Annotated in this window: 19 protein-coding genes; all 19 read right to left on the minus strand. The window is 43.8% G+C overall.

Features of this window, described 5'->3' with window-relative positions; all coding sequences use genetic code 11:
- Positions 1–3: 3 nt before the first annotated feature.
- The 19 genes from IB196_RS13855 to IB196_RS13945 all read right to left on the minus strand — a co-directional run bounded on the left by IB196_RS13855 (position 4) and on the right by IB196_RS13945 (position 25,618).
- Entirely contained in the window at positions 4–1,140 is a 1,137-nt protein-coding gene (locus IB196_RS13855) for a glycosyltransferase family 1 protein (protein WP_149691680.1), read from the minus strand.
- Positions 1,140–2,036 carry a GDP-mannose 4,6-dehydratase gene (locus IB196_RS13860; protein ID WP_149691681.1) on the minus strand — a complete coding sequence of 299 codons (897 nt, stop codon included), beginning with the start codon at positions 2,034–2,036 and terminating at the stop codon, positions 1,140–1,142. Before IB196_RS13860 ends, IB196_RS13855 begins: the two co-directional genes overlap by 1 nt.
- Positions 2,036–3,076, minus strand: coding sequence for a GDP-mannose 4,6-dehydratase (gene gmd, locus IB196_RS13865; protein ID WP_188232505.1), 1,041 nt, complete (start codon positions 3,074–3,076; stop codon positions 2,036–2,038). The genes IB196_RS13860 and gmd overlap by 1 nt, the downstream gene beginning before the upstream one ends.
- Positions 3,077–3,083: 7 nt before the next feature.
- Positions 3,084–6,812, minus strand: a complete 3,729-nt coding sequence (locus IB196_RS13870) for a glycosyltransferase (protein WP_149691683.1) — start codon at positions 6,810–6,812, stop codon at positions 3,084–3,086.
- Positions 6,813–7,118: 306 nt separating this feature from the next.
- A complete protein-coding gene (locus IB196_RS13875; RefSeq protein ID WP_149691684.1) occupies positions 7,119–8,117 on the minus strand; it encodes a class I SAM-dependent methyltransferase in 999 nt (332 codons plus the stop codon).
- Positions 8,107–9,333: an ABC transporter ATP-binding protein gene (locus tag IB196_RS13880; RefSeq protein ID WP_149691685.1), complete on the minus strand. Its 1,227-nt coding sequence runs from the start codon at positions 9,331–9,333 to the stop codon at positions 8,107–8,109. Before IB196_RS13880 ends, IB196_RS13875 begins: the two co-directional genes overlap by 11 nt.
- Positions 9,333–10,127 carry an ABC transporter permease gene (locus IB196_RS13885; protein WP_188232506.1) on the minus strand — a complete coding sequence of 265 codons (795 nt, stop codon included), beginning with the start codon at positions 10,125–10,127 and terminating at the stop codon, positions 9,333–9,335. Before IB196_RS13885 ends, IB196_RS13880 begins: the two co-directional genes overlap by 1 nt.
- A complete protein-coding gene (cpsG, locus tag IB196_RS13890) occupies positions 10,128–11,504 on the minus strand; it encodes a phosphomannomutase CpsG (RefSeq protein ID WP_188232507.1) in 1,377 nt (458 codons plus the stop codon).
- A 20-nt stretch (positions 11,505–11,524) separates the two neighbouring features.
- Positions 11,525–12,940 carry a mannose-1-phosphate guanylyltransferase/mannose-6-phosphate isomerase gene (locus tag IB196_RS13895; RefSeq protein WP_005122441.1) on the minus strand — a complete coding sequence of 472 codons (1,416 nt, stop codon included), beginning with the start codon at positions 12,938–12,940 and terminating at the stop codon, positions 11,525–11,527.
- Between the two features lie 382 nt (positions 12,941–13,322).
- Positions 13,323–14,213, minus strand: a complete 891-nt coding sequence (galF, locus tag IB196_RS13900) for a GalU regulator GalF (RefSeq protein WP_005122445.1) — start codon at positions 14,211–14,213, stop codon at positions 13,323–13,325.
- A gap of 165 nt (positions 14,214–14,378) precedes the next feature.
- Positions 14,379–15,767 (minus strand): colanic acid biosynthesis protein WcaM, encoded by a 1,389-nt coding sequence (gene wcaM, locus IB196_RS13905; RefSeq protein WP_188232508.1) that lies wholly within the window; start codon positions 15,765–15,767, stop codon positions 14,379–14,381.
- An 11-nt stretch (positions 15,768–15,778) separates the two neighbouring features.
- A complete protein-coding gene (gene wcaL / locus IB196_RS13910) occupies positions 15,779–16,999 on the minus strand; it encodes a colanic acid biosynthesis glycosyltransferase WcaL (protein ID WP_005122449.1) in 1,221 nt (406 codons plus the stop codon).
- A complete protein-coding gene (gene wcaK / locus IB196_RS13915; RefSeq protein WP_040231891.1) occupies positions 16,996–18,276 on the minus strand; it encodes a colanic acid biosynthesis pyruvyl transferase WcaK in 1,281 nt (426 codons plus the stop codon). The genes wcaL and wcaK overlap by 4 nt, the downstream gene beginning before the upstream one ends.
- 63 nt (positions 18,277–18,339) lie before the next feature.
- The gene (locus IB196_RS13920) at positions 18,340–19,818 is read right to left on the minus strand and encodes an MOP flippase family protein (protein ID WP_040231890.1); all 1,479 of its coding nucleotides are present in this window, start codon (positions 19,816–19,818) and stop codon (positions 18,340–18,342) included.
- A gap of 1 nt (position 19,819) precedes the next feature.
- Complete coding sequence (wcaJ, locus tag IB196_RS13925) at positions 19,820–21,214, minus strand: undecaprenyl-phosphate glucose phosphotransferase (RefSeq protein WP_149691688.1); 1,395 nt, start codon at positions 21,212–21,214, stop codon at positions 19,820–19,822.
- A gap of 290 nt (positions 21,215–21,504) precedes the next feature.
- Positions 21,505–22,947 carry a mannose-1-phosphate guanyltransferase gene (cpsB, locus tag IB196_RS13930; protein ID WP_188232509.1) on the minus strand — a complete coding sequence of 481 codons (1,443 nt, stop codon included), beginning with the start codon at positions 22,945–22,947 and terminating at the stop codon, positions 21,505–21,507.
- Positions 22,948–22,950: 3 nt separating this feature from the next.
- Positions 22,951–24,174 (minus strand): WcaI family glycosyltransferase, encoded by a 1,224-nt coding sequence (locus tag IB196_RS13935; RefSeq protein WP_005128294.1) that lies wholly within the window; start codon positions 24,172–24,174, stop codon positions 22,951–22,953.
- The gene (locus IB196_RS13940) at positions 24,171–24,650 is read right to left on the minus strand and encodes a GDP-mannose mannosyl hydrolase (RefSeq protein ID WP_005128295.1); all 480 of its coding nucleotides are present in this window, start codon (positions 24,648–24,650) and stop codon (positions 24,171–24,173) included. The genes IB196_RS13935 and IB196_RS13940 overlap by 4 nt, the downstream gene beginning before the upstream one ends.
- Positions 24,650–25,618, minus strand: a complete 969-nt coding sequence (locus IB196_RS13945; protein ID WP_005128296.1) for a GDP-L-fucose synthase — start codon at positions 25,616–25,618, stop codon at positions 24,650–24,652. The genes IB196_RS13940 and IB196_RS13945 overlap by 1 nt, the downstream gene beginning before the upstream one ends.
- Between the last annotated feature and the right edge of the window lies 1 nt (position 25,619).

Below are 25,619 nucleotides of genomic sequence, written 5' to 3' on the forward strand. Positions count from 1 at the left end.
GTCTTACTTCACCTGTTTATATGCAGCAACCGTTTCAGTTGCGCATCGTTTCCATGAAAATTGGCTAACATGTGATAGCCCACTGTTAGTGGCACTATCCTGCCATTCCGTATCCGTAAGACTCTTCATAATTAAAGACGTTAGCGTCTCAACATCCATGGCATCACACATTAACGCACTGCTACCCGCAACTTCAGGAAGTGAAGAGCTATTTGAACAAACAACAGGAGTACCAGAAGCCATCGCCTCTAATACAGGTAGCCCAAATCCTTCATAAATTGATGGAAATAAGAAGCTAACCGCGCCGGCATACAGTGCTGGCAAATCGCTTGAAGGCGTAAATCCTAAATAACGTAACCAGCCTTCTCGTTCACCTTGCTCAAATCGACGATGCAAAGTATCACTATTCCACCCTTTGAACCCGCTAATTACGAGAGGTGTTCGCATTCTCAGTGACAGTGGCAGACGCTCGTAAGCATCAAGCAATGTCGTAATATTCTTTCTCGGTTCAATTGATCCAGTGAATAAGGAATATTTTTTAAAGGAAAGTTTGTATTTTCCTAGAACAGAGATTATATCTTCCTCAGGGCGCGGCCTAAATTCACTCCCGCATGCTAACTTTGCAGTAAACACTCTATTTTCAGGAAGATTAAAATAATTAATCAATTCCAATCTGGTGAAATCAGAGTCTGTGATAAATACTGATGCACGCTTTACAGTGTGCAACAGTTCTTTCCGCATATACCGAACTCTTTCAGGAGGATGGCATTCCGGTAACGTAAAAACCGAGAGATCATGAAAAGTGACAACACAACGATCCACTCTTGGAGGTAGATAAAAATTGGGTCCATGATAAATGGCATTTTTATGATTTTTTAAAACGTTTGTCTTCAACCATGGTGCTGTGATTCTATATACTTCCGAAGCCAGTCGATTCTTTTTTACCAGGCTCTTAAGCCCTTCTGTTGAAGAGCTATTTTCTTTAGCCACAGGCATTTGCTGAGAGAGTCGATGCCCATTTAAAAAAAACAATTCGGATATTTCTGGAGCATCAGATAAACATTTAGCCAACTCAAATGCATAACGTCCAATACCTGTTAATGGGTATTTTATTGCATCAGTTCCAAATATAACTTTCATTACTCGCTTTCCAACATCCAACGTAGAGTATCTTCGAGTGGTGGAACATCCCAATCTGGAATAAATGATTGCAATTTTGACGGATCCCCACTGAGCGTTTTAACTTCATTCGCCCGGACAAAATCAGGATTTACTTGGATGGTAAGATGATGGCCTGTTATTTTCTCACACAGCTCAATAACTTTTCTCAATGAGTATGTACGACCAGAGCAGATGTTGATAACCTCACCGACTGGTTTAGCCTGCAATAATTTTACATACGCATTGCTAAGCGCGCGAACATCCGTAAAATCACGCCAAACATCAATATTTCCTAACTCGATCGTCGGCGATTTTGATTTAAAGTGTTTAACGATCTTTGGCAAGAGGAAATTTTCTGCCTGACCGACGCCAGTATAGTTAAATGGCCGGGTAATGAATACAGGTAGCTTACCCATCCACAGGCGAGACATATACTCCATTGCCAACTTACTGACGGCATAATCGTTCGCAGGATTTGGGGCCGCAGATTCATTCAGTTGCCCTGCTGTACCATTTCCATAAATGTTCGCACTACTGGCGAGAAGCACACCATCCAGAGAGCTGTTAAGGGTGCTCAAAGCCTGTAATAAATTACGCGTACCGAGTAAATTAACATTATAGAAGGCATCCGCATCACCATGCCCGACATATGCGATAGCGGCCAAATGGACAACAACGTTTGGTTGTATGCGCTCCACAATATCCTGCAACTTCGCAGTATCCATTAGATCAACCTGATAATAATCAGGCCCATCAAAAGGCATTGCACCAATACCGAATACCCGATATCCGGCAGCGGATAACTCCGCTGCCACATAGCGGCCGGTAAAACCATTAATCCCTGTTACCAGGGCATGTTTGCCGGCGCCGAACATCAGAAAGAAAACCCTTGCTGGTTACGGCGTAAATCAGCTTCAACCATCATTTGGCATAACTGCTCTAACGAGGTTTTTGGCTCCCAGCCCAGAATTTCTTTTGCACGGGCAGGGTTACCAATCAGCAAATCAACTTCAGCAGGACGGAAGAATTTAGGATTTACACGAACTAATGTTTTCCCTGTCGCAACATCAATGCCCACTTCTTGCTCGTCTTTACCCTCAAAGCGCAGTGTAAATCCTGCAGCTTTGAAAGCCATGCTGACAAAGTCACGCACGGTCTCTGTACGATTAGTTGCGAGCACAAAGGTATCGGGTTTTTCTGCCTGCAGAATACGCCACATCCCTTCGACATACTCTTTCGCATAGCCCCAATCACGCTTGGCGTCCATATTACCAAGTTCAAGGACATCAAGTTTGCCAAGTTTGATTTTAGCAACAGAATCAGTAATTTTACGCGTTACAAATTCCTGGCCACGTAATGGTGATTCGTGGTTAAACAGAATCCCGCTTGATGCAAAGATATTATAGCTTTCACGGTAGTTCACGGTCATCCAGTGAGCATACAGTTTTGCAACGCCATACGGACTACGCGGATAGAACGGGGTATCTTCTTTCTGTGGCACCGCCTGCACCAGACCAAACATTTCAGACGTTGATGCCTGATAATAACGAATCGCAGGGTTTACAATGCGAATAGCTTCGAGCAAGTTGACCGGTCCAATCCCTGTAATTTCAGCAGTGGTCACCGGCTGGTCAAATGATACGCCTACAAAACTTTGCGCCGCAAGATTATAAACTTCTGTAGCACCAGTGGTTTGCATCAAACGGATACTTGCAGACAAGTCAGTGAGATCGTATTCAACTAAGTGAAGGTTAGCGTTATCTTTAATGCCTAATTCCTCGATACGCCAGAAGTTGACGGAACTTGTACGGCGGTATGTTCCGTAAACGACGTAGCCCTTTCCTAGTAACAACTCAGCAAGGTAGGCACCATCTTGACCAGTAATGCCAGTAATTATTGCAGTTTTTTTAGCCATGTTATTCTTACTCACCGTTTAACTGTTGAACATTTTTAAGTACAGCATTAATCAATTGCTTAGTACTTTGTGACCATGTTAGCCAATTGAGATTTTCAATCTTTGGTATTTTATGATTTTCTTTCAGCAAAATCCATTTTTTAATAGCCACTGCAATTTGAGATGAATCCCCTGAAAAATAATAAACTGCATCACCGCCGACCTCCCTGAACACAGGAATATCCCTGGCGATTACAGGTAGATTATGCTGTGCTGCTTCTATTATTGGCAACCCAAACCCTTCGCCAGTGCTAGCGCAAATTAGACAAGTAGACATTTCATAAATCTCAGTTAAAAGATTATCATCGATGCCTGAGAACCAGAAAAAACGTTTATTAAGCTGAGGATGTTTTTTAATCTTGTTCATAAGATCTTCTACCATCCACCCTTCTTTGCCAACAAACACCAAATTTACATCTAATTTATCGAGCCATAACTGCTCAAAGGCTTTCAGAACCGCTGCATGCTGCTTGCGTGGTTCTATAGTGCTGACAACAAGGAATGTATTTTTATTTTTAAGACTGCTAATAGCGCTATAAAGATCATCCTTGTTTTTATGAACTGAGGGCTTAACAGCAGGATTAGCACCTAAGTGGAAGTAATCAATAGATAGACGTTTTAAGTTATTTGGTTCATTCTCTGCAACCCACTCTCTAAGTTCATTTGCAACTGTATTAGAAATGCAAATTGCAGAATCAAATGTTGTAATCTTTGAAAACCATTCGTTATACGCTTCTTTAGCACCAGGAAAAAAGTGTTGTGGTTGATTCACCGGTAATAAATCATATACTACATAGCTAATATGCACCCCACCATTTTGCATTTCCTTCAGCTTTTTATATTGTGATCTCACTATTTCTGGCTGCAAATCCAAGCCTAAAAAAACATCACCTTCATAATAGTCAATAGGGTTGTCTTCAGCCCAATGGGCCGGAATATTTAAAAGTTTGCATCCATACTTTCTAGCATTAAAGAAACCATTTGATTCATTTGTTGCATAGACTAACTCAACATTATAATCATTAGGTGATTCAGTCAGCAAACTACTTATAACTTCTCTTACAACCCGCTGAATACCACTCTTTGCATCTCTTTGAATCAGTTCTGAGATATCTACAAATAACTTTTTCTTTCTTGGCGTCGGCACAAAGTTCTTGGCTATGCTCTCACACACACTTATACAATCATTGTCGTTACTACCTAACAAATTAGTAACAGCACGTATTATATGGTGTGGTTGTGGTGAAGGCTTACGATAGAAATTTTCAATTGCAGACACATATTTCTCAGCACATACCCTTGGATGGTAATGTTTTCGCAATTCAGCAAATGCAGAGTTAGATATTTTCGAACGATAAGAAGTATCAGTGTATAATTTGCTTAATGCTTGAACAAGCTCCTCTTTATCGAAAGTATCAGGTAGCATCTCAACGCAATCACGCTTCAGCTCGGCCATTGATCCATTCGCATTTACTATCGTTGCAAGCCCATAATTCATACAATCCAATACTGCAGCAGAAGATTCACCACGGGAGTTTGATCTTAATTGAACCCCAATGTCTGCTGCTGACAGCCAGTGGCCGTACTCTTCATTGCTTAACCAGCCAGTTACTCGTATATTGCATTTGCAATTATTAATCAGCTTATCAATAATTGCGCCATACCGGTCACCCGGTTTTTCGCCTGCAAAAACCAAATAACATTTGCTGTCTTTTGATAGAGGAGAATCAATCCAGGCCTGAATTAGCTCCTTATTTAATTTCGTAGGCCCCATGAGTCCAAAACTACAGACAATCAATGCATCAGAGTCAAGACCTAATACTCTACGCGAATCTACTTTGCTGAAGTTTTTAGCTGGAATACGTAAGAGAGGTATCGTCTCCCATTTTGGTAGCGAGCCAGCGCCATACTCATTGATGGCCAATTGTCTAGAGTATTCCGAGTGAGTTATTACACCCAAACTGTTTTGAAGAACCGATATATTACACGGATATTTATAAATCACATCAGCAGTATCTGCGGCTTTATAGCGCATAGAAACAGCGGGCCAGCCACTTGATTTGAATAGCTCCTTCTCCCACCCATTAATTGTATGATGTAGATGCAGATCCATATGAGCAACTATTCCGGATAAGAAATAATCATGTAATACTACAACGCCAGGATAGTTTTTCAAAAGTTCAAACATATGCCAGTGGAAACTCGAATTGCCAAAATGATATACTACTCGATCATACGTTTCGGCATTCGTTTTAAACCATTCAATGGTCTGAATACCACAAACTGAATGAAGAAAAGGATCATTAATTTCTTCACCAGATATGGTGATCAAATCTATATGATAAAAGGCAGTAAGTTCTCTTAACAGTTCTGCACTATAATGTGCGATGCCACTTTTCATCGGTGGAAGGGGTGAAAAATATGCAAGTTTTTTTAATGTATTATTGCTTTCGACAAAAGCAGCCGCATTCAGTTTAGTTGAGTTGATATTATTATTAATTGCAGCCCATGCTAAATTTGCAGTTTGTTCCCATGAAAAATATTCACACTGTTTACTAGAGTGTTTTTCAAGTTCTTCCCGAAAGCAATTATCATTAATTAAGTTAGACATACTTGAGCAGATATCTGCAATGTCATAAGGGTCAAACAATGCTTGTTTATTATTTATTACTTCTGGAATGCTAGAGTATTTTCCGCCGATCACTGCTTTTCCACACTGCATAGCTTCCAGAATAGGTAATCCAAATCCTTCATGCCATGATGGAAATACAAAAAACTCACATAAATTATAAAAGATTAGCAAATCTTCTTCACTAATATAACCAGTGAAGATAACCTCATCATGATTCAAACCGACCTTTTTGCAGAGCTTCTTCAATCTTATAAGGTCTTGTTCTGTAATTGAGCAAACAATTGCCAATTGATAGTCTTTGCGTTGAACAAAACTTAACAATGCATAAGCTTCAATTAACCTTTCAATATTTTTTCTAAAATCAATACCGCCAGTGTAAAGTATATACTTCCGCGTTATATTAAATTTAATTTTCCAATCATTGATATCACCCTCTGAATAAACACGTTTTTCAAAAAATGATGAAGCTGCAGTAGATATATTAAATACTTTATTAGCATCAAAATGTAGGTAATCTACAGCTTCCTTACCTGACGACTGCGATATAGAAAGAACAAAGTCTGCTCTTTTAAGATTTAATATTTTCTTAAGATACCAGTCTTTAACAACTGGATTCTCTAAATAGATTTTTTCATGAATTAATGGAATGAGGTCATATAGAATAACGGCAGTTTTCACCGGCTTTTCATAGGTATTGATACTTGTTACTGCATCATCAACTAAGCCTTCAAATAGTGAAGTTAAAATTACTAAATCAGGTTCAAGTCTGGATATATAATTTTCACGAATTCTTTCAGCGATTTCAATCTTAGATTTATTCTCTGTATTAATATATGAAACGCCTGGTGTTGAATACCATACACGAAATGATATGTCATCAACGTGTTCGAAAAACTCATCTTTAATGGCGCCAACAGACTCCTGTAGCATTCCATTGCATAGCAAAATTATATCATTATCTTTATTTTGCTGAACAAATGATTTCACAAAGTTTAAGATATATCGGCCAATCCCTCTTTTTGAGTTACTTGCCTGCAATCCCTGCATGTCGATTACAATACGCATATATCACTACTCTTTATTATTTTTTAAGATTTCGAACATCCGCTGTGTTTGCTCAGACAAGTTATGTTCAATTACAATATCTCCACTCATGGCTAATGAAGGTTGAGACTCAGGGGTTTTATGAACATAGACTGATTTACTACTTTTAGTATAAACTCTCTTCAAAGAATCATATAAATTCAATTTTAATAAAAGTCTAATGATTATTTCTCTTAACCTTTCATTAGAATTAATAATTCTAAATAACCGTCTAATGATTCTTGATAAAAATACTCTCATTGTTTCGCACCTAAATTTGAAGCATTTTTAACGCCTAATCGACCTTATTTTTGCCTTAATCCTATTAAAAATACTTCTACTTATTAAATGTCTAACCTCATTAATTTCAGAACCTTGCCTGGCAATTTCTGAATTTTGTTTTGTAACTTCTGAATCTTGTCTCACAATCTGAGATTGCAATTCAGAGTTTTGTTTTCTGAGTATGCTATATTCTTCAGAAATCAAATTGAGATCTCGTTTAAGCGCATCGATTTCGATTGAGAGCTTATGGAACTTATTATTTAACCCTGAATCAAACTTATTGGCAAGAACATTAAATGATAACCCAAACTCTAAATTAAACGCCTCATCAAAATGAGCCAATACAGAATCATCAGATTTTTTTTGAGCAACAACACTATAATCGGGACTTACGCCCGCAATGACATCGATTAGTTCAATATTTTCCTTACTATACAGTGTTTTATTTTCCTGAAGCCTTAATACTTTTGTTCTTGCAAAACCTATATATTCAGTTAGAAATGACAATAGCTGGTTTGGAATTGGCTGTATATGAGTTGGGTCTAAATAAAAACTACTTGATGCAACTACAATATTCTCAGGATTTGGTGTTTCCAGAATAATCATCCCACCAGGCTTAAGTACGCGTAGTGACTCTTGGATAAGTAATTTAACATTATCAAACCCGATATGTTCTACAACATGGAACGAGGAGACAACATCGACAGAATTATCCTGAAATTGCTTTAGAAAGCTAATTGCATCATCTTGAACAACATCTAGACCAAGGTCAGTACAGTATGACAGCATGCCCTCATCTAAATCGGCCCCTTTGGCAGTAAACCCCACTGTAGTGACAAGTTCCAACCATTCGCCTCTACCGCATCCAAGATCCAACAGCACAGGATCTCTTGATGTTAATGAGAAGGGCTTAATAAAGGGCAGATAAACACGCAAGCGATTTTTAATATCTTCCCTATCACCTCGATGCATCCCTTCGAACGAACTATAGAAGCTATCTTTCATCTACCTGTACCTCGGGTGGTAGCCACGCAACCCCAACAAATGGACTTTGGCTAAAGTTGATTACATTAAATACTAATGCCAAGTCCCTCCATTCGTAGTTATTACCTATATGTGTGTCTTTATCATGTAATGCTATCGCAACAGAATAACTGCCTTCCCCTATATTTAGATCAAAATCAAAACGGTATTTGAATTTTTGTCCCGCCTGAAGGTTTTTCAACTGTTTATTATTGTGATAAGTGTTAGTCCCATACACAGGTTGCCCTAATCTATCTTTAATCATATATCCAAGAACTAACTCTTTGATATCCTTATGTATAATCACAGATATATCTAATGTGACTTTTTCACCCACACCTAAAATCTCAGCCTCTTTGCCCTCTTTATTCAACAAAGAAACATTTTCAATCTTAGCTTCGCCGGTTCCAGATATGGTTTTTGTTATTCCATTTTCGACTTCTTGTTTAATATTTTTTGCCGATGTAGACTTCTCCGATAACATGGCATTGTAGTAATCCATTACCGTTTCTGGATCTCCTTGAATTTCTATCTCACCAGCATTTAAGAGAATGGCTTTATCGCATATAGACTGTATTGCCAGTTTATCATGCGATACAATTAACAACGTCGTCCCCTCGGTTCTGAACTGACGGATTCTATCGAAGCTCTTATGCTGAAAATATGAATCCCCCACTGACAAAGCTTCATCAATAATCAAAATATCTGGTCTAACAGCTGTTGCTACACTAAATGCCAGCCTCATTTGCATACCACTAGAGTACACTCTTACTGGTTGATCGATATAATCACCAATCTCTGCAAAATCTTCGATTTCAGGCATCAAACGTTCGATATCTTCATTACTGAGCCCTAATAGTTGCCCTGACATGTAAACATTTTGCCGGCCGGTGAAATCAGGATGGAATCCCATCCCTAACTCAAGTAATGCGGCAACCCTACCAGTAAGTTCGATCTTACCAGTCGTCGGTTTTATCGTACCAGTAATGAGCTTGAGAAGAGTACTTTTGCCTGCGCCGTTGATACCAATAATACCAACAGCTTCACCTGGCTGCACGACGAAGTTAATGCCTTTTAATATCCATTTTTTATCATGTCGAATAGCATTCGTTGGTGAAAACCATTCAAGTAAGCGACTAAATCTGGTGCGGTACACCTTATAGGCCTTACTCACATTCTGCACTACAATCTTTGCCATTATAATTCATCCACCATATCAGATGCATGCTTTCTAAACAATGAAAGTCCCAATACGCATAATACACCACCTGATATCAAAACAGGCAAAATACTCATCCAATCTGTTGACTGCTGGTGAATATAAATGCGTTGATAATTTTCAACAAGAATTGCTAATGGATTATAACTTAAGATTTCCCGTGCTTTTTCCGGTAGCGCATCAAGCACATATACTATCGGCGTGAACCAAAACCAAAATTGTAATAAGATACCTACAAACTGGCCGATATCCCTAAAAAAGACATTGAGAATACCGAGAACCATACCAAGTCCGACTGAAAATATAATTTGCACCACTAAAAGAGGTATTATTTGAATTATATTATGAGGATGAAGATTTCCGGTAAATAATAAAAACAAAACAAATAACGTGTAAATAATAACAAAATTAATTATTGCTGAGCATGTTACTATTATTGGCAAGCAAATCCTTGGAAAATTAAGCTTCTTTAAAAGACCAGCGCTTTCAATAAATATATTCGTACACCGAGTTACGATCTCAGCGAACAATCCCCACGTAATTATACCAATACATAAATATATACTATACATATATACCCCCCCAGTACCAGGCAACCTGGTTTTCATAACCTGGGAAAATACCAGCGTATATACTAATATCATAGCAAGTGGCTGCAATATCAGCCACATGGCACCTAACATACTTGTTCTATACTTTACTTGGAATTCTCGCTTAACGCTTCCAAGTATAAACCAACGATACTTATATATAATCAGCAGCAAATCTTTCATTTATTTCTCTGCCATTAGCGCTAAAATTTCATCTGTTTTCATTTGCATTAATGCAATATTATTTTTTGACTCTACATTTAACCTTACAACAGGCTCAGTATTTGATGAGCGAAGGTTGAAACGCCAATCACCATATTCAATGCTGATGCCATCAGTATGGTCAATATTTAGTGCTTCTGGCTTGTATATATCGCAAATACGTTGAATCGCGGTATTAGCATTTTCGAGCTTACGGTTAATTTCACCGGAAGCAGGAAACGCCTGCATACGTTGTCCAACTAAATCGGTAAGAGAGAGTTTCTTCACACACAGCATTTCAGCAACCAGAAGCCACGGAATCATCCCACTATCGCAATATGCAAAATCGCGGAAGTAGTGATGTGCGCTCATCTCCCCACCGTAGATTGCATCTTCTTTACGCATGCGCTCTTTGATGAAGGCGTGGCCCGTTTTAGACATCACAGGAATGCCGCCAGCTTTAGTTACAATATCGATAGTATTCCAGGTCAATCGCGGGTCATGGATGATCTTCGCGCCCGGTTCTTTTTGTAAGAATGCTTCGGCTAACAGACCTACAATGTAATAGCCTTCGATAAACTGCCCTTCCCCATCAAACAGGAAGCAACGGTCAAAATCGCCGTCAAATGCGATCCCCAAATCTGCGCCATGTTCTTTAACAGCATCGGCAGTGTCTTTGCGACATTCTGGTAACAGAGGATTAGGGATCCCATTAGGGAAAGTGCCATCCGGCTGGTGATGAACTTTAATAAATGAAACGGGGACACTAGCAGCAACGAAACGTTTTTCAATCGCGTCAATGACGTGGCCTGCGGCACCATTGCCAGAGTTAACCACAAGCTTCATTGGACGAGTGAAGTTCGCGAAATCAATGTAGCCCATTAAGTGATCGACATAAGCGTCAAGAATAGAAATCTTCTTGTAGCTTCCGCGCAGTTGGGCATCAACAGGCGCGAAATTATTTTCTTCGGCTAAACGCTGTACATCGCGTAGTCCTGTATCACCACTGATAGGTTTCGCATTTTCGCGAACCAGTTTCATTCCGTTATAATCCATCGGATTATGACTGGCGGTGACTTCGATGCCGCCATCTACACCAAGATGGAAGGTTGCAAAATAGATCTCTTCTGTCCCGCTTAAACCAATATCGAGGATATCGGTACCCGCATCCATTAGGCCATTCGCTAATGCCAGTTTCAGGCTCTCACTGGTTAAGCGTACGTCACCGCCCACCACGATTGTTTTAGGCTTGAGGAATTCACCGTATGCGCGACCAATGCGATACGCAATATCTTCATTTAATTCTTCGCCTAATTTTCCACGAATATCATAGGCTTTAAAACAAGTCAGCTTAGACATAGATCTTTATACCTTCAAAATTAGCAACGACCATACTGGTCTTTAATACGAATAATGTCGTCATCCCCTAAATAGGAGCCAGATTGGATCTCAAGCAGTTCCAATGGAATCTTGCCTGGGTTTTCCAGTCGATGTTGTGCTCCGATGGGAATAAAGGTTGATTGGTTTTCAGTCAGCAGGAATTTTTGATCTTTAATCGTTACTTCACCCGTGCCAGACAGCACAACCCAGTGTTCGGTCCGGTGATGATGCATCTGCATCGAAAACGCTGCACCCGGTTTAACGGTGATTCGATTTACATTAAAACGCTCGGTCTGTACCACCACATCGCATCGCCCCCACGGACGGTATATTTCCCGGTGACGCTTATATTCACTGCGATGATTAGCTTTAAGATACTCAACAACTTTCTTAACATCCTGCACCTGATCTTTATCAACGACCAGTACAGCATCTTTTGTATTGATGATCACCAGATTATCGACACCGATAGCTGCGACCAATTTTTCATCAGTGTTGATATAGCAGTTATTTGCGTTGTGCATGAAGGTATCACCCGTCAGGACATTACCTTTTTTATCTTTAGGACTCACTTCCCATAGTGCCGACCAGGAACCCACGTCACTCCAGTCTGCATCAAGCCCAACGACGACAGCGTCTGTCGTCTTCTCCATGACCGCGTAGTCAACGGATTCATCCGGACAAGCGATAAACAGATCGCGATCGATCTTGATAAACTCATCGCTATCTTTGCAACCGCGGATTGCCGCCTTGCAGGACTCAAGAATATCGGGTCTGAATTTTTCCAGTTCTTCAAGATATTTCTTGGCCCGGAACATGAACATTCCGCTGTTCCAGTAATATTCACCAGAAGCTAAATAACCTTCCGCGGTTTCTTTGTTCGGTTTTTCTACGAAACGGCTAACCTGGTAAGCGATATTCTCACCAAGAACCTCTTCCTTACCGCGGTGAATATAGCCATAACCCGTTTCTGCACCGGTTGGTACAATCCCAAATGTGACAAGGCGCCCCTGCATGGCAAATTTAAATGCTGACTTTACCGCCTGGTGAAATGCCGGTTTATTGTTAATGATGTGATCTGCGGCTAATACCAGAAGAATTGGGTCATCGCCATTCTCTATTGCACTTAATGCTGCCAGCGCTATTGCTGGCGCAGTATTGCGGCCAACGGGTTCAAGAATGATATTATGAGAGAGCTTATTAATTTGTCTTAGTTGCTCAGCAACAAGAAATCTGTGTTCCTGATTGCAAATGACTACCGGTTCCCGTGCATCGACATCATCCAGACGAAGCACAGTTTCTTGCAGCATTGAACGCTGTCCATACAAACGAAGAAACTGTTTTGGGTAGAGCTCGCGCGACATCGGCCATAAACGACTACCGGTACCACCGGCCATTATCACAGGAAGTAACATCTTAGGTCCTTAAATATCAATGCGTTATACTAAACCAACAGAAGATTTTCATCGTCGCTCAATGAAAAATGGGCACGCTACCGCACTGGCTCTACAGCTACCAGGACACTGCTCATTTTATGTTGGGCAAACAAATTGCTGATAACCCTCAACGAATTAAGGAATATCTCAACCGAATATTCTCTTATTTATTCACTGTGTAGACAAGAAAAATGTCCTACGGCGGACCGGTAATTTCTTACCGATCTACCTTTTTTAGTATTTGAAATTTAAAAAAAAACATTTATAGCAGCATTCTGCGGGTATCAGACAAATCATTACTCTTTACATATACTGCTACGATACTCGGTTCAAATCGTAGGCAACGAGGGTAGCAATAGCACTAGCTCAGCAGTTTTAAAATTTGATCCCTGAACTTCGGCCCTTCTTTCAGGTTGCGCAGTCCGTACTTCACAAATGCCTGCATGTAGCCCATTTTCTTACCACAGTCGTAGCTATCGCCGGTCATCAACATGGCATCAACAGACTGTTTTTTCGCCAGCTCAGCGATAGCATCCGTAAGCTGAATACGCCCCCACGCACCAGGCTGCGTGCGCTCAATTTCCGCCCAAATATCAGCAGAAAGCACATAACGCCCTACGGCCATCAGGTCCGAATCAAGGGTTTGCGGCTGGTCGGGTTTTTCAATGAATTCAACGATGCGACTGACCTTACCTTCGTTGTCTAAAGGCTCTTTGGTCTGAATAACGGAATACTCGGAAAGATCGCCAGCCATACGTTTTGCCAGCACCTGGCTACGCCCGGTCTCATTAAAGCGGGCCACCATTGCGGCCAGGTTGTAACGCAGCGGATCCGCGCTCGCCGTGTCAAGAATGACGTCAGGTAACACCACCACGAAAGGGTTGTCTCCGATTATCGGGCGCGCGCAAAGAATCGAGTGACCCAGACCAAGCAATTGTGCCTGACGAACGTTCATGATAGTCACACCTGGAGGGCAGATGGACTGCACTTCGGCCAGTAACTGGCGTTTAACACGCTGTTCAAGCAGTGATTCAAGTTCATAAGAGGTGTCGAAGTGGTTCTCAACCGCGTTCTTAGACGCATGTGTTACCAGAACGATTTCTTTGATACCTGCAGCTACAATCTCGTCGACAATGTATTGAATCATCGGCTTATCAACGATTGGTAGCATCTCTTTTGGGATGGCCTTTGTGGCAGGCAACATGTGCATCCCGAGGCCCGCTACCGGAATAACTGCTTTCAAATTAATCATTAAGTCATTCACCTATTCAATAGTTGCTGAATTATAGCTTTTTAGCTTGTTTTAGCCAGTATGAATTACATTGCTCAGTTAGGACGCATGTTACGCCGCTTATCGGCAGAATGCAGTAATCATAATCTTAGCCGGGTAGGTTTTTAGCCAGGAATGGTCGTAAAATTACCGGCCCGGTAGTCGAAAATTCACCGCCGCGACATTCACGACCTGGTGGTTTACGCCGTCAATATCAACCGAGCTTTGTCCTGCTTCATTAACTGCATGAACATTGGCCAGCGAGAGCAATGTACCCTGTTTGGCCATAAACTGACCGCGGACATCTTTGCGCAGATCAAAGTGCATCTTAAGCGCCGGCCCTATGGTGGATTGCTGCATCACATTGATATTTCGCAAGAAAAGATGTTGAGGTTTGTTGTGCAGCTCCAGCGTCGCGCGCTTCATCTCAACGTTAGTAATGGCCACAAATGAAGTTGCATTACCAGAGGAAATCTGAATACCACGTAATTTATAATCGAGTTGTGTGTTATCCAGTTGAATATTATTTAACTTAAAGTTTTGTGGGATGGACAAATATCGTCCTTTGATCACACCGTAACCAATCAGCATCCCTGCGCTATTTTTCATATTGATATTATCGATAACGAAATTATCACATCCATAAATAGCGACTGTAGCATTGTCGATACCTGCTTTCTTGCTGAAATCCGGGGTGATATTTTGTGCGGTAATATTACGAATGATAAAATGTTTGCCGTTCTCGACATGGACTAACTGCCGACAATCCGAGCCCGTTATATTGGCAACCACAAATCTTTTCACCGCCAGTTCGTCTGGATAGGTGTTGTCGTACGTACTACCTGCCAGCCCAATACCGATACCCCAGTTAACATTTCCGTTCGTACAATTGATGCGTTCTATAACATGGTCTGAAATCACGATGTCACTGTCGTTTATCGCGACATTCCACTCGATGGCGTCCCCCTGTAAATCACTAAAACGACTGTTGGTTATCCGTACCCCATCCATCTGGTTATGAAACCCCTGACGCAGGATCCCGTAATTCGCATCAGTGACAGTAATGTCATCAATGGTGAGGTTGCGCATCGCTCGCTGCGTTTTCCCCCCGATATAAATTTGCGCCACGGGGGCGAAACCGCTCATGGCTATGCCTTTTATCACACAGTCGGATCCCCTAACATCAAGGGTAATATTTCGCAAGCGCCCCCCCTGCTCCCCTGTCACGCGACAGCCATCCTGCAGAATAAATCGCCCACGACTGCTGCTACTGACCCCGCCTTGCAGATGCAACATTTTACCTGGTGGGATCACGATTGCGGTATTGATATTCCTGCACTCCAGACCAGCAGGTACGACAACGGTTTGCGCGTCTATAAATGCCTGCCGGAAAGAAGCCACCCAATCCTGTGGATTGTAATCCTGAATGTTGACGCTGCCCGATGATTCAAGCGCCCGGGCGACGGGAGAATGCAGTGCGACAAGCGCAGAACCTGCCGTCAGAAAAGTACGTCGGGAGAGTTTTTTCTCTGGCATACAACCTCGATTTACATCGTTTTCAGCAGACTGGCTAACTGTTTGTTGATCGCAAGCTGGTTAAATTCAGCGGCTATTTTTTCGCGGGCGCACGCCACCACCGGCTTCACTTGCTCACTGTCGAGCACACTGACCGTCGCTAATCGCTCCGCCAGGGCCTGAGCATCATTCTCCGGTGCCAGCCAGCCGGACCTTCCAGATTCCACCAGCTCAGGGATCCCACTGTGAACGGTAGAGACGACCGGTATCCCTACGGCCATGGCCTCCATCAACGCCACCGGGATCCCTTCCATGTCACCATCAATTCCCGTGACAGAAGGCAACAGGAAGACATCCGCCTGTTCAAGCATCTCTTTAACCTGATGACTGGGTTTAAATCCTGACATTTCAATCACGTCATCCAGTTGATATTGCTCGATAAGCGTACGTAACCGACGCTCCCAAGGGCCAATTCCCAGAATGCGATAACGAAATGAGATACCCCGCTCCTTCAACTGGCGGCACGCTTCGATAGCGACATGCAGCCCTTTTTTCTCGGTTAACCGTGCAACGGAGAGAATTTCTAGCGGCGTACCCGGCGCTTTCACCTCACGAGGTGTAAAACGCGTCATATCAATCCCCATACGCGATACCGCAATTTTATGCGGTGGGCATCCCATATTCCGCAAACGTCCGGCCCAGAGATTGCTGATGGGTAACATCAAATCACCGCGCTGAAACAGCTTCTGATATTCAGGGGTATAGCGGGCAAGGATGTCCCGGTGTGAAACATCAATACCATGGAAGACAGTGGCTATTTTGCCGCGAATCACGCCGAGTTCACGTAGTTTGGCCGCCGTTACGCCAGCGGGTCCAAAGTGCGCAATAAAGACATCGGCCAGGAATGCTCGTGGGGTTAGCGCACAGATGGACGCTAGAATCAGATTACGCGCCTCATCGCCATAGCGTGGAACGTTGAGCGCTTTCCAGGTCGCTGTCCGGGTAATGCCTTGTAAAATCGTCGTGGTGCGATATTTCAGCTTCGCCAACCTGCCAGTCGGCTCTTTCAATAACCATCGCGTTTTATCACCCAGACAGTAGTCCACATAGGAAGCATGGGTGTTATCAAGATCGCCCTGATATAACGCGATAATTTCAACATCGTGCCCCATATCAATAAACGCGGTGATCTGATTCAGCACAAAGGTTTCAGAGGACAGCGGAAATTTAAGCAGGAAAAAACTGACTTTCATTTCCCCTCCTCAATACGCGTTAGTACCGATTGCACCATATGCATACCGTGTTCACGTTCACGCTTAACAGCCTCCGCCACCCTGACGTTAAGTTCAGCCAACCGTCCCAGGGTATCGGCAACCCTGCCCTCAAGGCTACCATCCAGCAGATGGCGGATATCAACCGCCATTTCCGCTAACCCCAGTTGCTGCATAATTCCCGCCGATTTGTGCTCATAATTAATGGCTATCGCCGGCGTCATAAAGTTCATCGAGATGATGGCAGAGTGCAGTCGTGTGCCCACCGTCAGGTCACATGCGCCCAATATTTTTCCCATTTCGAGATCGTTTAGTTCATCCATTACCACGTGATAACGGGCCGGATCGTTAACGTACTGACGCAGGTTCAGTGCAACCATGCGATCATCTTTGTTGTAACTATCAATACCGGTACAGGTTGAGAGCGCCATCACCTGGTAACCTTCATCAAGGATCCGATTAACCACGCCGGCAAAGGCTTGCTCATAGGCCTGTTGTGTGGTTCCAAGACGCTTATCAAACGGCGCCAGTTCACGTAATGTAATGGCGACAGTCTTCTGCTTTGCAGCCGCTTGTAGCCAGTGCTGTACGGCATAACCCGGGTCAAAGTCATCGTGATGGTTGTCTACCAGCCAGGCGGTATCCACCCCCGACTCGACTTTCTCTGTCGTTATGTCACTGCGTTTCATCAGTTCCAGACTGACCGATTCGCGTAAAATTAGCGCCTTGCAGTGCCCAAAAACGTAGTTCGCCAACTGATTGAACTGTTCATCCTGAAATGGCCCTACGCTATGACCAATCATGTACAGCGGTTTTTTAGCCATAAACGAACACAAGGCATGTTCAAACTGCGGCACGCCATACAGATCGACAAAAAACGATCCGCCGACCTGGATAATGGCGTCATAACGCGACAACAGACGGACAAAGTCAGTAAACCCCTGAGCGATAGCGATATTGCGCAGATTTCCGGAATCGGTGACGCGCGAGAGCAACACCTGATGCTGATAGCGACGACGCAGCACTTTCTTTACACGGCCCATGACGCCTGCAGCATTGTTATGCTGCTTCATCTGTGAATACAGAGGATCACCCATCACCGGTCGGTTTAGTAACCAGGAGGAACTCACCGGGTAGCGGCTCATCACATCCACTTCCGTCTCAGGCTGGAGCGTATGAATGGCATCCAGCAAACCACGTAAAATAGCGCTGTCCCCGCGATTACCGCAGGTGTGGTTGCCCAAAATCAGTAATTTCATCATGACCTCTTAAAATCAGTGTGGATGACGGTTTTCCCGTCCCCGGACGACAACAAACGCAATTCACCCTGCGCGGAACAAGGCTTTCATTTTTTCACCACGGCAGAACTGGCGTTTGATTTCTACCACCAGCGGATCACGCGACAGCACAATCATCACGACAAACGCCAGCGCGCCAGCGGTTATCTGTAGGCTCAGCAACGCACTTAACGGCAATTTATTTTGCAATGTCATTCCCAGTGCGTAGCTCACCACCAGCGTGGGTAAAGAAAGATAGAACGGTAGCCACAGGCTGAGCATGTACTGCCGATAGCTCGGTCCCAGTACCGGTTTGATCATCACGAAATAGCTCAGGATGGTGTTTATGACCTGTACTAGTAAAAAACCCAGCGTGACGCCAATCACTCCCGCCATATTTCCGCCAACCAGGATCGCGGGGATAAACAAAAAGGTTTTGAATATATTGAATTTGAAGCTGATATCGACCCGTGCTTTGGCCATCAGCAGAGAGCCTATTGGATTACCGACTGAGCGCAGCAGACCCACAATGCACAGCAATTGCAGCACCGGAACAATACTGTTCCACTTTTCACCAAACACCAGCGGTACGACGTTATTTGATACCACCATCAGTCCCAGTAGGGCCGGGAAATTGATAATGCCAACAACAGATAGCAGCTTGTAAAAATTGACCCGTAGTTTTTCGGTATCGTCCTGAATTTTGGCAAACGCAGGAAACAGTACTCGGGTAATTATCGGATTCAGTTTGATTGGCGGTACAACTGCCACGTTCCAGGCAAGATTGAAGCCTCCCGCCACGCCAGCCCCCAGGGTTCTGGCCAGCACCAGCGTCGAAAGGTTGGTGTTCACATAATTGATAATGCTGTCCGCCGTCAGCCACGCCCCAAAGCGCAGATTTTGCGACACGGATGAAAGTGAAAAACACAGCCCTGGTCGATATATTTTGCGGCCAAAATAGCCAAACAGCAGCGTACGTAGCGTACTGTTCACCAGATATCCAACAGTGGCCGTCATGGCGATCGGCCAAAAATGCGCGCTAACCACAGTAAAAGTAAAACCGGCCAGTACTGAACTGGTTTCAATCAGGCCAATTTTGTTGAAGGCCAGTTCTTTTTGCATCAGCGCACGGAACTGCTGCCCATGCGGGATCACCACAAACGCCAGCGCTAAGGTTTTAATCAGTGGCACCAGCTCAGGGTTATTAAGCGCATCGGCAATGGTTTCGCTGAGCGCAAACATAGCAATACATACGACTATCCCCAGCCCAACGTTTAACCAGTACAAGGTGGTTAGTTCAAGATAACCTATCTCTTTGCGCTGAATAATCGAGTTGGCGATGCCAAAATCAGACAGCGTATCGGCCAGCGCAATAATCACCAGCGACACGGTTAATAACCCGAACTGATGATTATCAATAATCCGCGCCAGAACCGTCATCTGAATGAGCCCCAGACCGATGATGATTACCGTAGCAATGGCTGACCATTTAGCACCGTTGAGGGTTTTTTCTCGTAAGCTCATATTAATATGCCGCTTTATTGACGAAGCCTTTAAACACCGTCAGAAAAACGATTTTGATATCGAACCACACGCTCCATTCACGAATGTATTCGAGGTCAAACTCTACCCGTTTTTCCATTTTTTCCAGCGTATCGGTTTCACCACGCCAGCCGTTGATTTGCGCCCAACCGGTAATGCCTGGCTTCACCTTATGGCGCAACATGTACCCTTCTATCAACTGACGATACTGTTCGTTATGCGCCACCGCATGTGGACGCGGCCCGACAATAGACATCCCTCCTGTCAGCACATTTATAAACTGTGGTAATTCATCCAGAGACGTCCGCCGCAGGAAGTTACCCACGCGGGTCACACGCGGATCGTTTTGTGTGGCCTGGGTAACCACCGCGTCGTTCTCCATCACTTTCATGGAGCGAAATTTCCAGACTTTGATCGGCTTCCCGTCCATGCCATAGCGGGTCTGACGAAAAATTACCGGCCCCTTTGAGGTCAGCTTCACCATCAGCGCAATGGCGCATAGCACAGGAGAAATTAGCAGCAGGATTAACGATGCAAGGACGATATCCTCCGCGCGCTTCAGCAGACGATTAATCCCCGAGAGCGGCGTGTCATACAGCGGCACCACCGGAACGCCATTCATTTCTTCAATCCGTGAATGCAGAATGTTGAAGGTAAAAACATCAGGAATCAGGAGCACTGAACAGGTGGTATCAGCCAGTTCGCGTACCAGTTTTTTTACCCGCGCCCCATCGCTCATCGACATAGCGATATAGACGTTATGAATGCGTGAAGCTTTGGCATCATCCACCAGTTGCTGCAGATTTCCCGCCCAATCCCGGGCGTTTTTCCCCGGTATGGGGTCGTGATAAACACCCGCGACCTCAAACCCCAACCACGGCTCATGGCGAAAGCTGTCCAGCAGCACCTGTCCGGCAGGAAGATCCCCTGCTACCGCTACCCGACGTGTGTTATAACCACGATTTCGCAACCATCCCGCCCCGTAGCGAATAAACGCACGGCACAGCACCAGGCCAATACTTGACAGCAGATACCATGCCAGCCAGAGAGCAAACCGGTTATCAAAATCGTTATTAAAGGCAATCAGACCCGCGCAAAAAATCAGACTCAGCGTCCAGTTTTGCAGCAGCAGCACCAACTCAGTTGAAATTTTCACTCCGCGCCAGGAGCGGTAAAAATCCGTTATCCCGCCCAGCATCTGAAAAACGACCAGCGTGATTAACGCCACCAGCAGGTGCATATACAGGAAAGGCAAACCGCTCAGTTCGCAGACTATCCATAATCCACCAAACATGATGGTGATATCTGAAAAGCGTTGCACCATCGATATTAACGACGCATTGGTTTTGGCTCGTTCGCGCTTTTTTAGATGTGTCATCGTGGTTCCTGTTAGTCGCCACTTGCCCTTATCGGGCAAGGGAAATACCAGCATTACTGATTCAGCAATGCCAGGAGAGTGCGCGTTCGCACGTTCAGGCGGACATCACCAACTGACCCGTAACAAATATCACAAGTGGTAACGCGGATTATTTGGCTCATGTTATCTCCTTCTTCAGGCAATAGTTAGCCCAGGTCTGATTGCCTAAATAAATAACAAAGTCCAGTCTCTGTTATTTTATTTCATAAAAGTTCGCAGAGAGTCAGTTAACAGAAAAGAATAATAGATTTCTATATATGCTCATGATGTGTGCCAAATCTTACAATATCATCTTCTTCAAGGTAGACTCCAGAGCGGACTTCAATCATCTCCAGCGGAACCTTTCCTGGGTTTTCAAGACAATGAATAGTGCCCTGAGGAATATACACTGATTGATTTTCACTTAATAATTGGACCTCATCACAGATCGTGACCTTTGCCGTTCCCGCAACAATAATCCAGTGTTCAGCGCGATGATGGTGCATACGTAATGCAAAGCCCTGACCGGGTTTCACGGTTATCCTTTTAACCTGATAACGTTCACCTTCATCAATAGAATCATATTTTCCCCAGGGTCTAAAAACTTCACGATGAATATGATGTTCCGAGCGACCATCCGCCTGAATTTGTGCAACGATTTTTTTTACATCTTGTACATCCGTTTTATTTGCGATTAATACTGCATCTTTAGTCTGGACGACGATAAGATCTTTTACGCCGACGGTTGCTACCAATCCCGACTCGGCGTAGACATAACTGTTCTCTGTATTATGGTCAATGACATCGCCATGATAAACATTGCCCTCGTGGTTACGATCGCTGATTTCCCAAAGTGATGACCATGAACCCACATCGCTCCAGCCAACGTTCATCGGCAGGACTACAGCATCCGTGGTTTTCTCCATTACAGCATAGTCGATCGATTCCTCTGGGCAAGCCTGGAAATCGTCCCGACTGACACGGATAAAATCATTGTCCAGTTCAGCGTTATCCATCGCTACCAAGCAGGCCTGTAGAATATCCGGGCGATATTTTTCAAGCTCTTCAAGATAGCGTCGGGCCTGGAATAAAAACATACCGCTATTCCAGTAATATTCACCAGCAGAGATATATTTTTCGGCTGTTTCAAGGTCAGGTTTTTCCACAAAAGCATCAACATTGAAAGCAACAGAATCAACTTGAATCTGGGTACTACTGACTTCACCGCGTCGAATATAACCGTACCCTGTTTCCGGTGTATCCGGGACGATACCAAATGTTACCAGCTTGCCATTTTCGGCTAACGGAATGGCTGAGGTCACTGCATCGTGGAAGTATTTATTTTCTTCGATAATATGATCAGCTGCCAGGACCAGCAACAACGGGTTATGATCGGAATTATTGTTACATGCTGCGATTGCTGCCAGTGCGATTGCTGGTGCGGTATTCCGGGCTTGTGGCTCAAGAATAATATTCCCCGTTAGCTTATCGATTTCTTGCAATTGTTCAGCAACAATAAATCGATGCTTTTCATTACATATTACCAGCGGTGGTGAACAATCCAGTCCATCAAGACGACAAATTGTCGATTGCAACATTGTATTTTGCCCATCCAGACATAAGAACTGCTTTGGATATAATGTTCTGGATAATGGCCACAGACGGCTACCGGAACCACCGGCAATAATTACCGGATGAATGTTATTCTGACTCATAAGTCAACCCTTCAAATGATTAATAAATTGATTTAAGACATTATCTTTTTCAAGTGCAGACTCTGCATATGAACGTGCAATCATATTGTATTCAGGCATAGTGATTGCCTCCGTAATACCGGCCACAAGCATCTCAACTGATTCTGGCTCAATACAGATCGCAATACCGGGATGTTTCTGACAAAGCTGCCCCAGTTCGGTGTGTATCTCTGCTGTAATCACGGCATTTCCCCCGACCGCCAATATATTCGTTAACTTCGAAGGAAGAACCGCATCTGCAGCGCCACGTCTTTGGATGACTAAATGGCAATCTGCCAACCTTAATAACGCTGGCAACATTTCGTATGGTTGCAGGGGGTAGAACTTAACATTCGTTAGGGCTCGTTCCTTGACCATTTGTTCCATCCTGGATTTTCCCCCTCCCTGACCCACAATAACGTATATCCATGGTTTATCCTGAGTCTGGCTTGCAGCCTCAACGATATTTTCAACGCCTTGTTTCTCACCAATATTGCCGGAATAAAGAATAATTTTTTTATCGGTTGGCAAATCAAATCGCTGACGAATTTGCGCTATATCAGCACTATCCACCTTGCTAAATCTTTCCACTTCGGACCAGTTCGGGAAAAAGATAATTTTTTCTGCAGCAACGCCTTTCTCCTGCGCTTTTTGCATCATAGAGCGGGAGATCGTGGAAACATTATCCACATTCAACAAACTGCTACGCTCAAATGCTTTGGCTATGCGCGCAATCATTGTGGAATTTCCGGTTGCCGCCAATCCCAGCCCCAACATCGCATCAACTTCATAATCCTGAACATGCAGCACGGTACGAGAGCCAGACAGTTTTGCCAGCAAACGCATCCCTGGTGTACAGAATAGCGTGGGTACCACGCCGATAATGTATTCAGGCTTCCACCGATACTGAGCCAATAGGGGAAAAAAACTGCTCAGGGCAAAACTGCCCAAATGTAGCAGCCGCTTTAACGTTGAAGGTTGAGTTGGTACATATAATGGACAGCGCCAGACAGTGGTGACACCAACTTCCCGACGATAGCGCCAGGAAGAATAAGGTTCGCCGACTTGCCACTGTGGATAATAAGGAGGCGCCGTAACCACCCGAACCTCATGCCCCTGGCTCGCCATCCACTCCACCATCTCTCCCGTGTATTTACCAATTCCGGTCAATTCGGGCGAGTAATTGATGCCATAAACCAGAATTCTCATATCCCGGGCACCCGATCTTTCGTCGCTGGGTTGAAATATGCCTGCGTATTCTTATGCACATTCCCATCGGCAATCAGCTCATCTGTTTTAGCCCAACGCCAGGTATCATGCTGTTTTGACGGCAACATTGATGTACTGGTATTAATCTTCAGTCGAAAACCCAGCACCACATAATGCGTTGTAAATGAAGAACCAGAAAAATTATCCTCATAAAAGTGCTGCCAGACACCAAAAAACTGACCGTGTGTTATGGGAAACTGCTGGCCTAATTCTTCTTCCGTCAAACGCATAAATGCTTGTTCCAGCGTTTCATCTTTTAATACTCTACCGCCGGGCACAAACCAATATCCTTGAGCAGGCCTGTTAGTTCTTTTCCCAACTAAAAACTCCCCAAACTCATTCTCAATGATAAAGTCCAGAGAGATCAGCGGCGTCGTGCGCACCGCATTAGCGAAGTCTTCATTATTGAGAAACATTACTCACCCCGATACCGCTGCTGATTATCAAGGAACCAGCGATAAGTATTAACCAACCCCTGTTCAAGTCCTATTTCATGATGCCAGCCGAGTCTTCTCAGGCGACTGACATCAAGCAGTTTTCGTGGTGTCCCATCAGGTTTAGAAGCATCAAAAATAATATCACCGCGAAAACCAACAACTTTTGCAATGGCGTTGGATAGTTCGCGAATAGTGCAATCTTCCCCCGTGCCTACATTGACATGAGAAAGCATTGGCTCTGTATTTTCCTGCCAAACCTCATTGTCTAACTCCATAACATGGATGCTTGCTGCCGCCATATCATCAACATGCAAAAATTCACGCATGGGTTTTCCACTGCCCCAAACTTCAACATACTTGTCATCCCGTTGGGTGGCTTCATGAAAACGACGCAATAACGCAGGAATCACATGGGAATTATCTTTATGGAAATTGTCGTTAGGCCCATACAGGTTCGTCGGCATCACGGAACGGTAATCCCGGCGATGCTGCCGGTTATAGGACTCACACAGTTTTATCCCTGCAATTTTAGCGATGGCATAGGGCTCATTTGTCGGCTCCAGCGATCCCTGCAACAACTCGCTCTCTTTGATTGGTTGCTGCGCAAACTTAGGATAAATACATGATGAGCCTAAAAATAATAGCTTCTCGACATTTGAATTATGAGCCGCATGAAGGATATTACTTTCCATCATCATGTTTTCATAAATGAAATCAGATGGATAATTATTATTAGCCATAATCCCGCCAACTTTTGCCGCGGCAAGATAAACCTGGTCAATATGTTCACTGGTAAAGAAATCATTAACTGCCGTTGTGTCTAATAAATTGAGCTGCTCACGGTTACGGATGATTAACTCTACATCTTCACGTTGTGCGAGTTGTCGGTAAATAGCAGAGCCCACCATGCCCCGATGTCCCGCAATATAAACACGTTTCTTCTGCATC

This window comes from Citrobacter sp. C6_1, from assembly GCF_014596835.2.
In the GTDB taxonomy this organism is placed as follows: Bacteria; Pseudomonadota; Gammaproteobacteria; order Enterobacterales; family Enterobacteriaceae; genus Citrobacter; species Citrobacter pasteurii.

What these genes read in the sequence shown, in the direction of transcription:
- IB196_RS13855 (WP_149691680.1), bottom strand. Translation starts at nt 1,140, where the DNA reads ATGAAAGTTATATTTGGAACTGATGCAATAAAATACCCATTAACAGGT.
- IB196_RS13860 (WP_149691681.1), bottom strand. Translation starts at nt 2,036, where the DNA reads ATGTTCGGCGCCGGCAAACATGCCCTGGTAACAGGGATTAATGGTTTT.
- gmd (WP_188232505.1), bottom strand. Translation starts at nt 3,076, where the DNA reads ATGGCTAAAAAAACTGCAATAATTACTGGCATTACTGGTCAAGATGGT.
- IB196_RS13870 (WP_149691683.1), bottom strand. Translation starts at nt 6,812, where the DNA reads ATGCGTATTGTAATCGACATGCAGGGATTGCAGGCAAGTAACTCAAAA.
- IB196_RS13875 (WP_149691684.1), bottom strand. Translation starts at nt 8,117, where the DNA reads ATGAAAGATAGCTTCTATAGTTCGTTCGAAGGGATGCATCGAGGTGAT.
- IB196_RS13880 (WP_149691685.1), bottom strand. Translation starts at nt 9,333, where the DNA reads ATGGCAAAGATTGTAGTGCAGAATGTGAGTAAGGCCTATAAGGTGTAC.
- IB196_RS13885 (WP_188232506.1), bottom strand. Translation starts at nt 10,127, where the DNA reads ATGAAAGATTTGCTGCTGATTATATATAAGTATCGTTGGTTTATACTT.
- cpsG (WP_188232507.1), bottom strand. Translation starts at nt 11,504, where the DNA reads ATGTCTAAGCTGACTTGTTTTAAAGCCTATGATATTCGTGGAAAATTA.
- IB196_RS13895 (WP_005122441.1), bottom strand. Translation starts at nt 12,940, where the DNA reads ATGTTACTTCCTGTGATAATGGCCGGTGGTACCGGTAGTCGTTTATGG.
- galF (WP_005122445.1), bottom strand. Translation starts at nt 14,213, where the DNA reads ATGATTAATTTGAAAGCAGTTATTCCGGTAGCGGGCCTCGGGATGCAC.
- wcaM (WP_188232508.1), bottom strand. Translation starts at nt 15,767, where the DNA reads ATGCCAGAGAAAAAACTCTCCCGACGTACTTTTCTGACGGCAGGTTCT.
- wcaL (WP_005122449.1), bottom strand. Translation starts at nt 16,999, where the DNA reads ATGAAAGTCAGTTTTTTCCTGCTTAAATTTCCGCTGTCCTCTGAAACC.
- wcaK (WP_040231891.1), bottom strand. Translation starts at nt 18,276, where the DNA reads ATGAAATTACTGATTTTGGGCAACCACACCTGCGGTAATCGCGGGGAC.
- IB196_RS13920 (WP_040231890.1), bottom strand. Translation starts at nt 19,818, where the DNA reads ATGAGCTTACGAGAAAAAACCCTCAACGGTGCTAAATGGTCAGCCATT.
- wcaJ (WP_149691688.1), bottom strand. Translation starts at nt 21,214, where the DNA reads ATGACACATCTAAAAAAGCGCGAACGAGCCAAAACCAATGCGTCGTTA.
- cpsB (WP_188232509.1), bottom strand. Translation starts at nt 22,947, where the DNA reads ATGAGTCAGAATAACATTCATCCGGTAATTATTGCCGGTGGTTCCGGT.
- IB196_RS13935 (WP_005128294.1), bottom strand. Translation starts at nt 24,174, where the DNA reads ATGAGAATTCTGGTTTATGGCATCAATTACTCGCCCGAATTGACCGGA.
- IB196_RS13940 (WP_005128295.1), bottom strand. Translation starts at nt 24,650, where the DNA reads ATGTTTCTCAATAATGAAGACTTCGCTAATGCGGTGCGCACGACGCCG.
- IB196_RS13945 (WP_005128296.1), bottom strand. Translation starts at nt 25,618, where the DNA reads ATGCAGAAGAAACGTGTTTATATTGCGGGACATCGGGGCATGGTGGGC.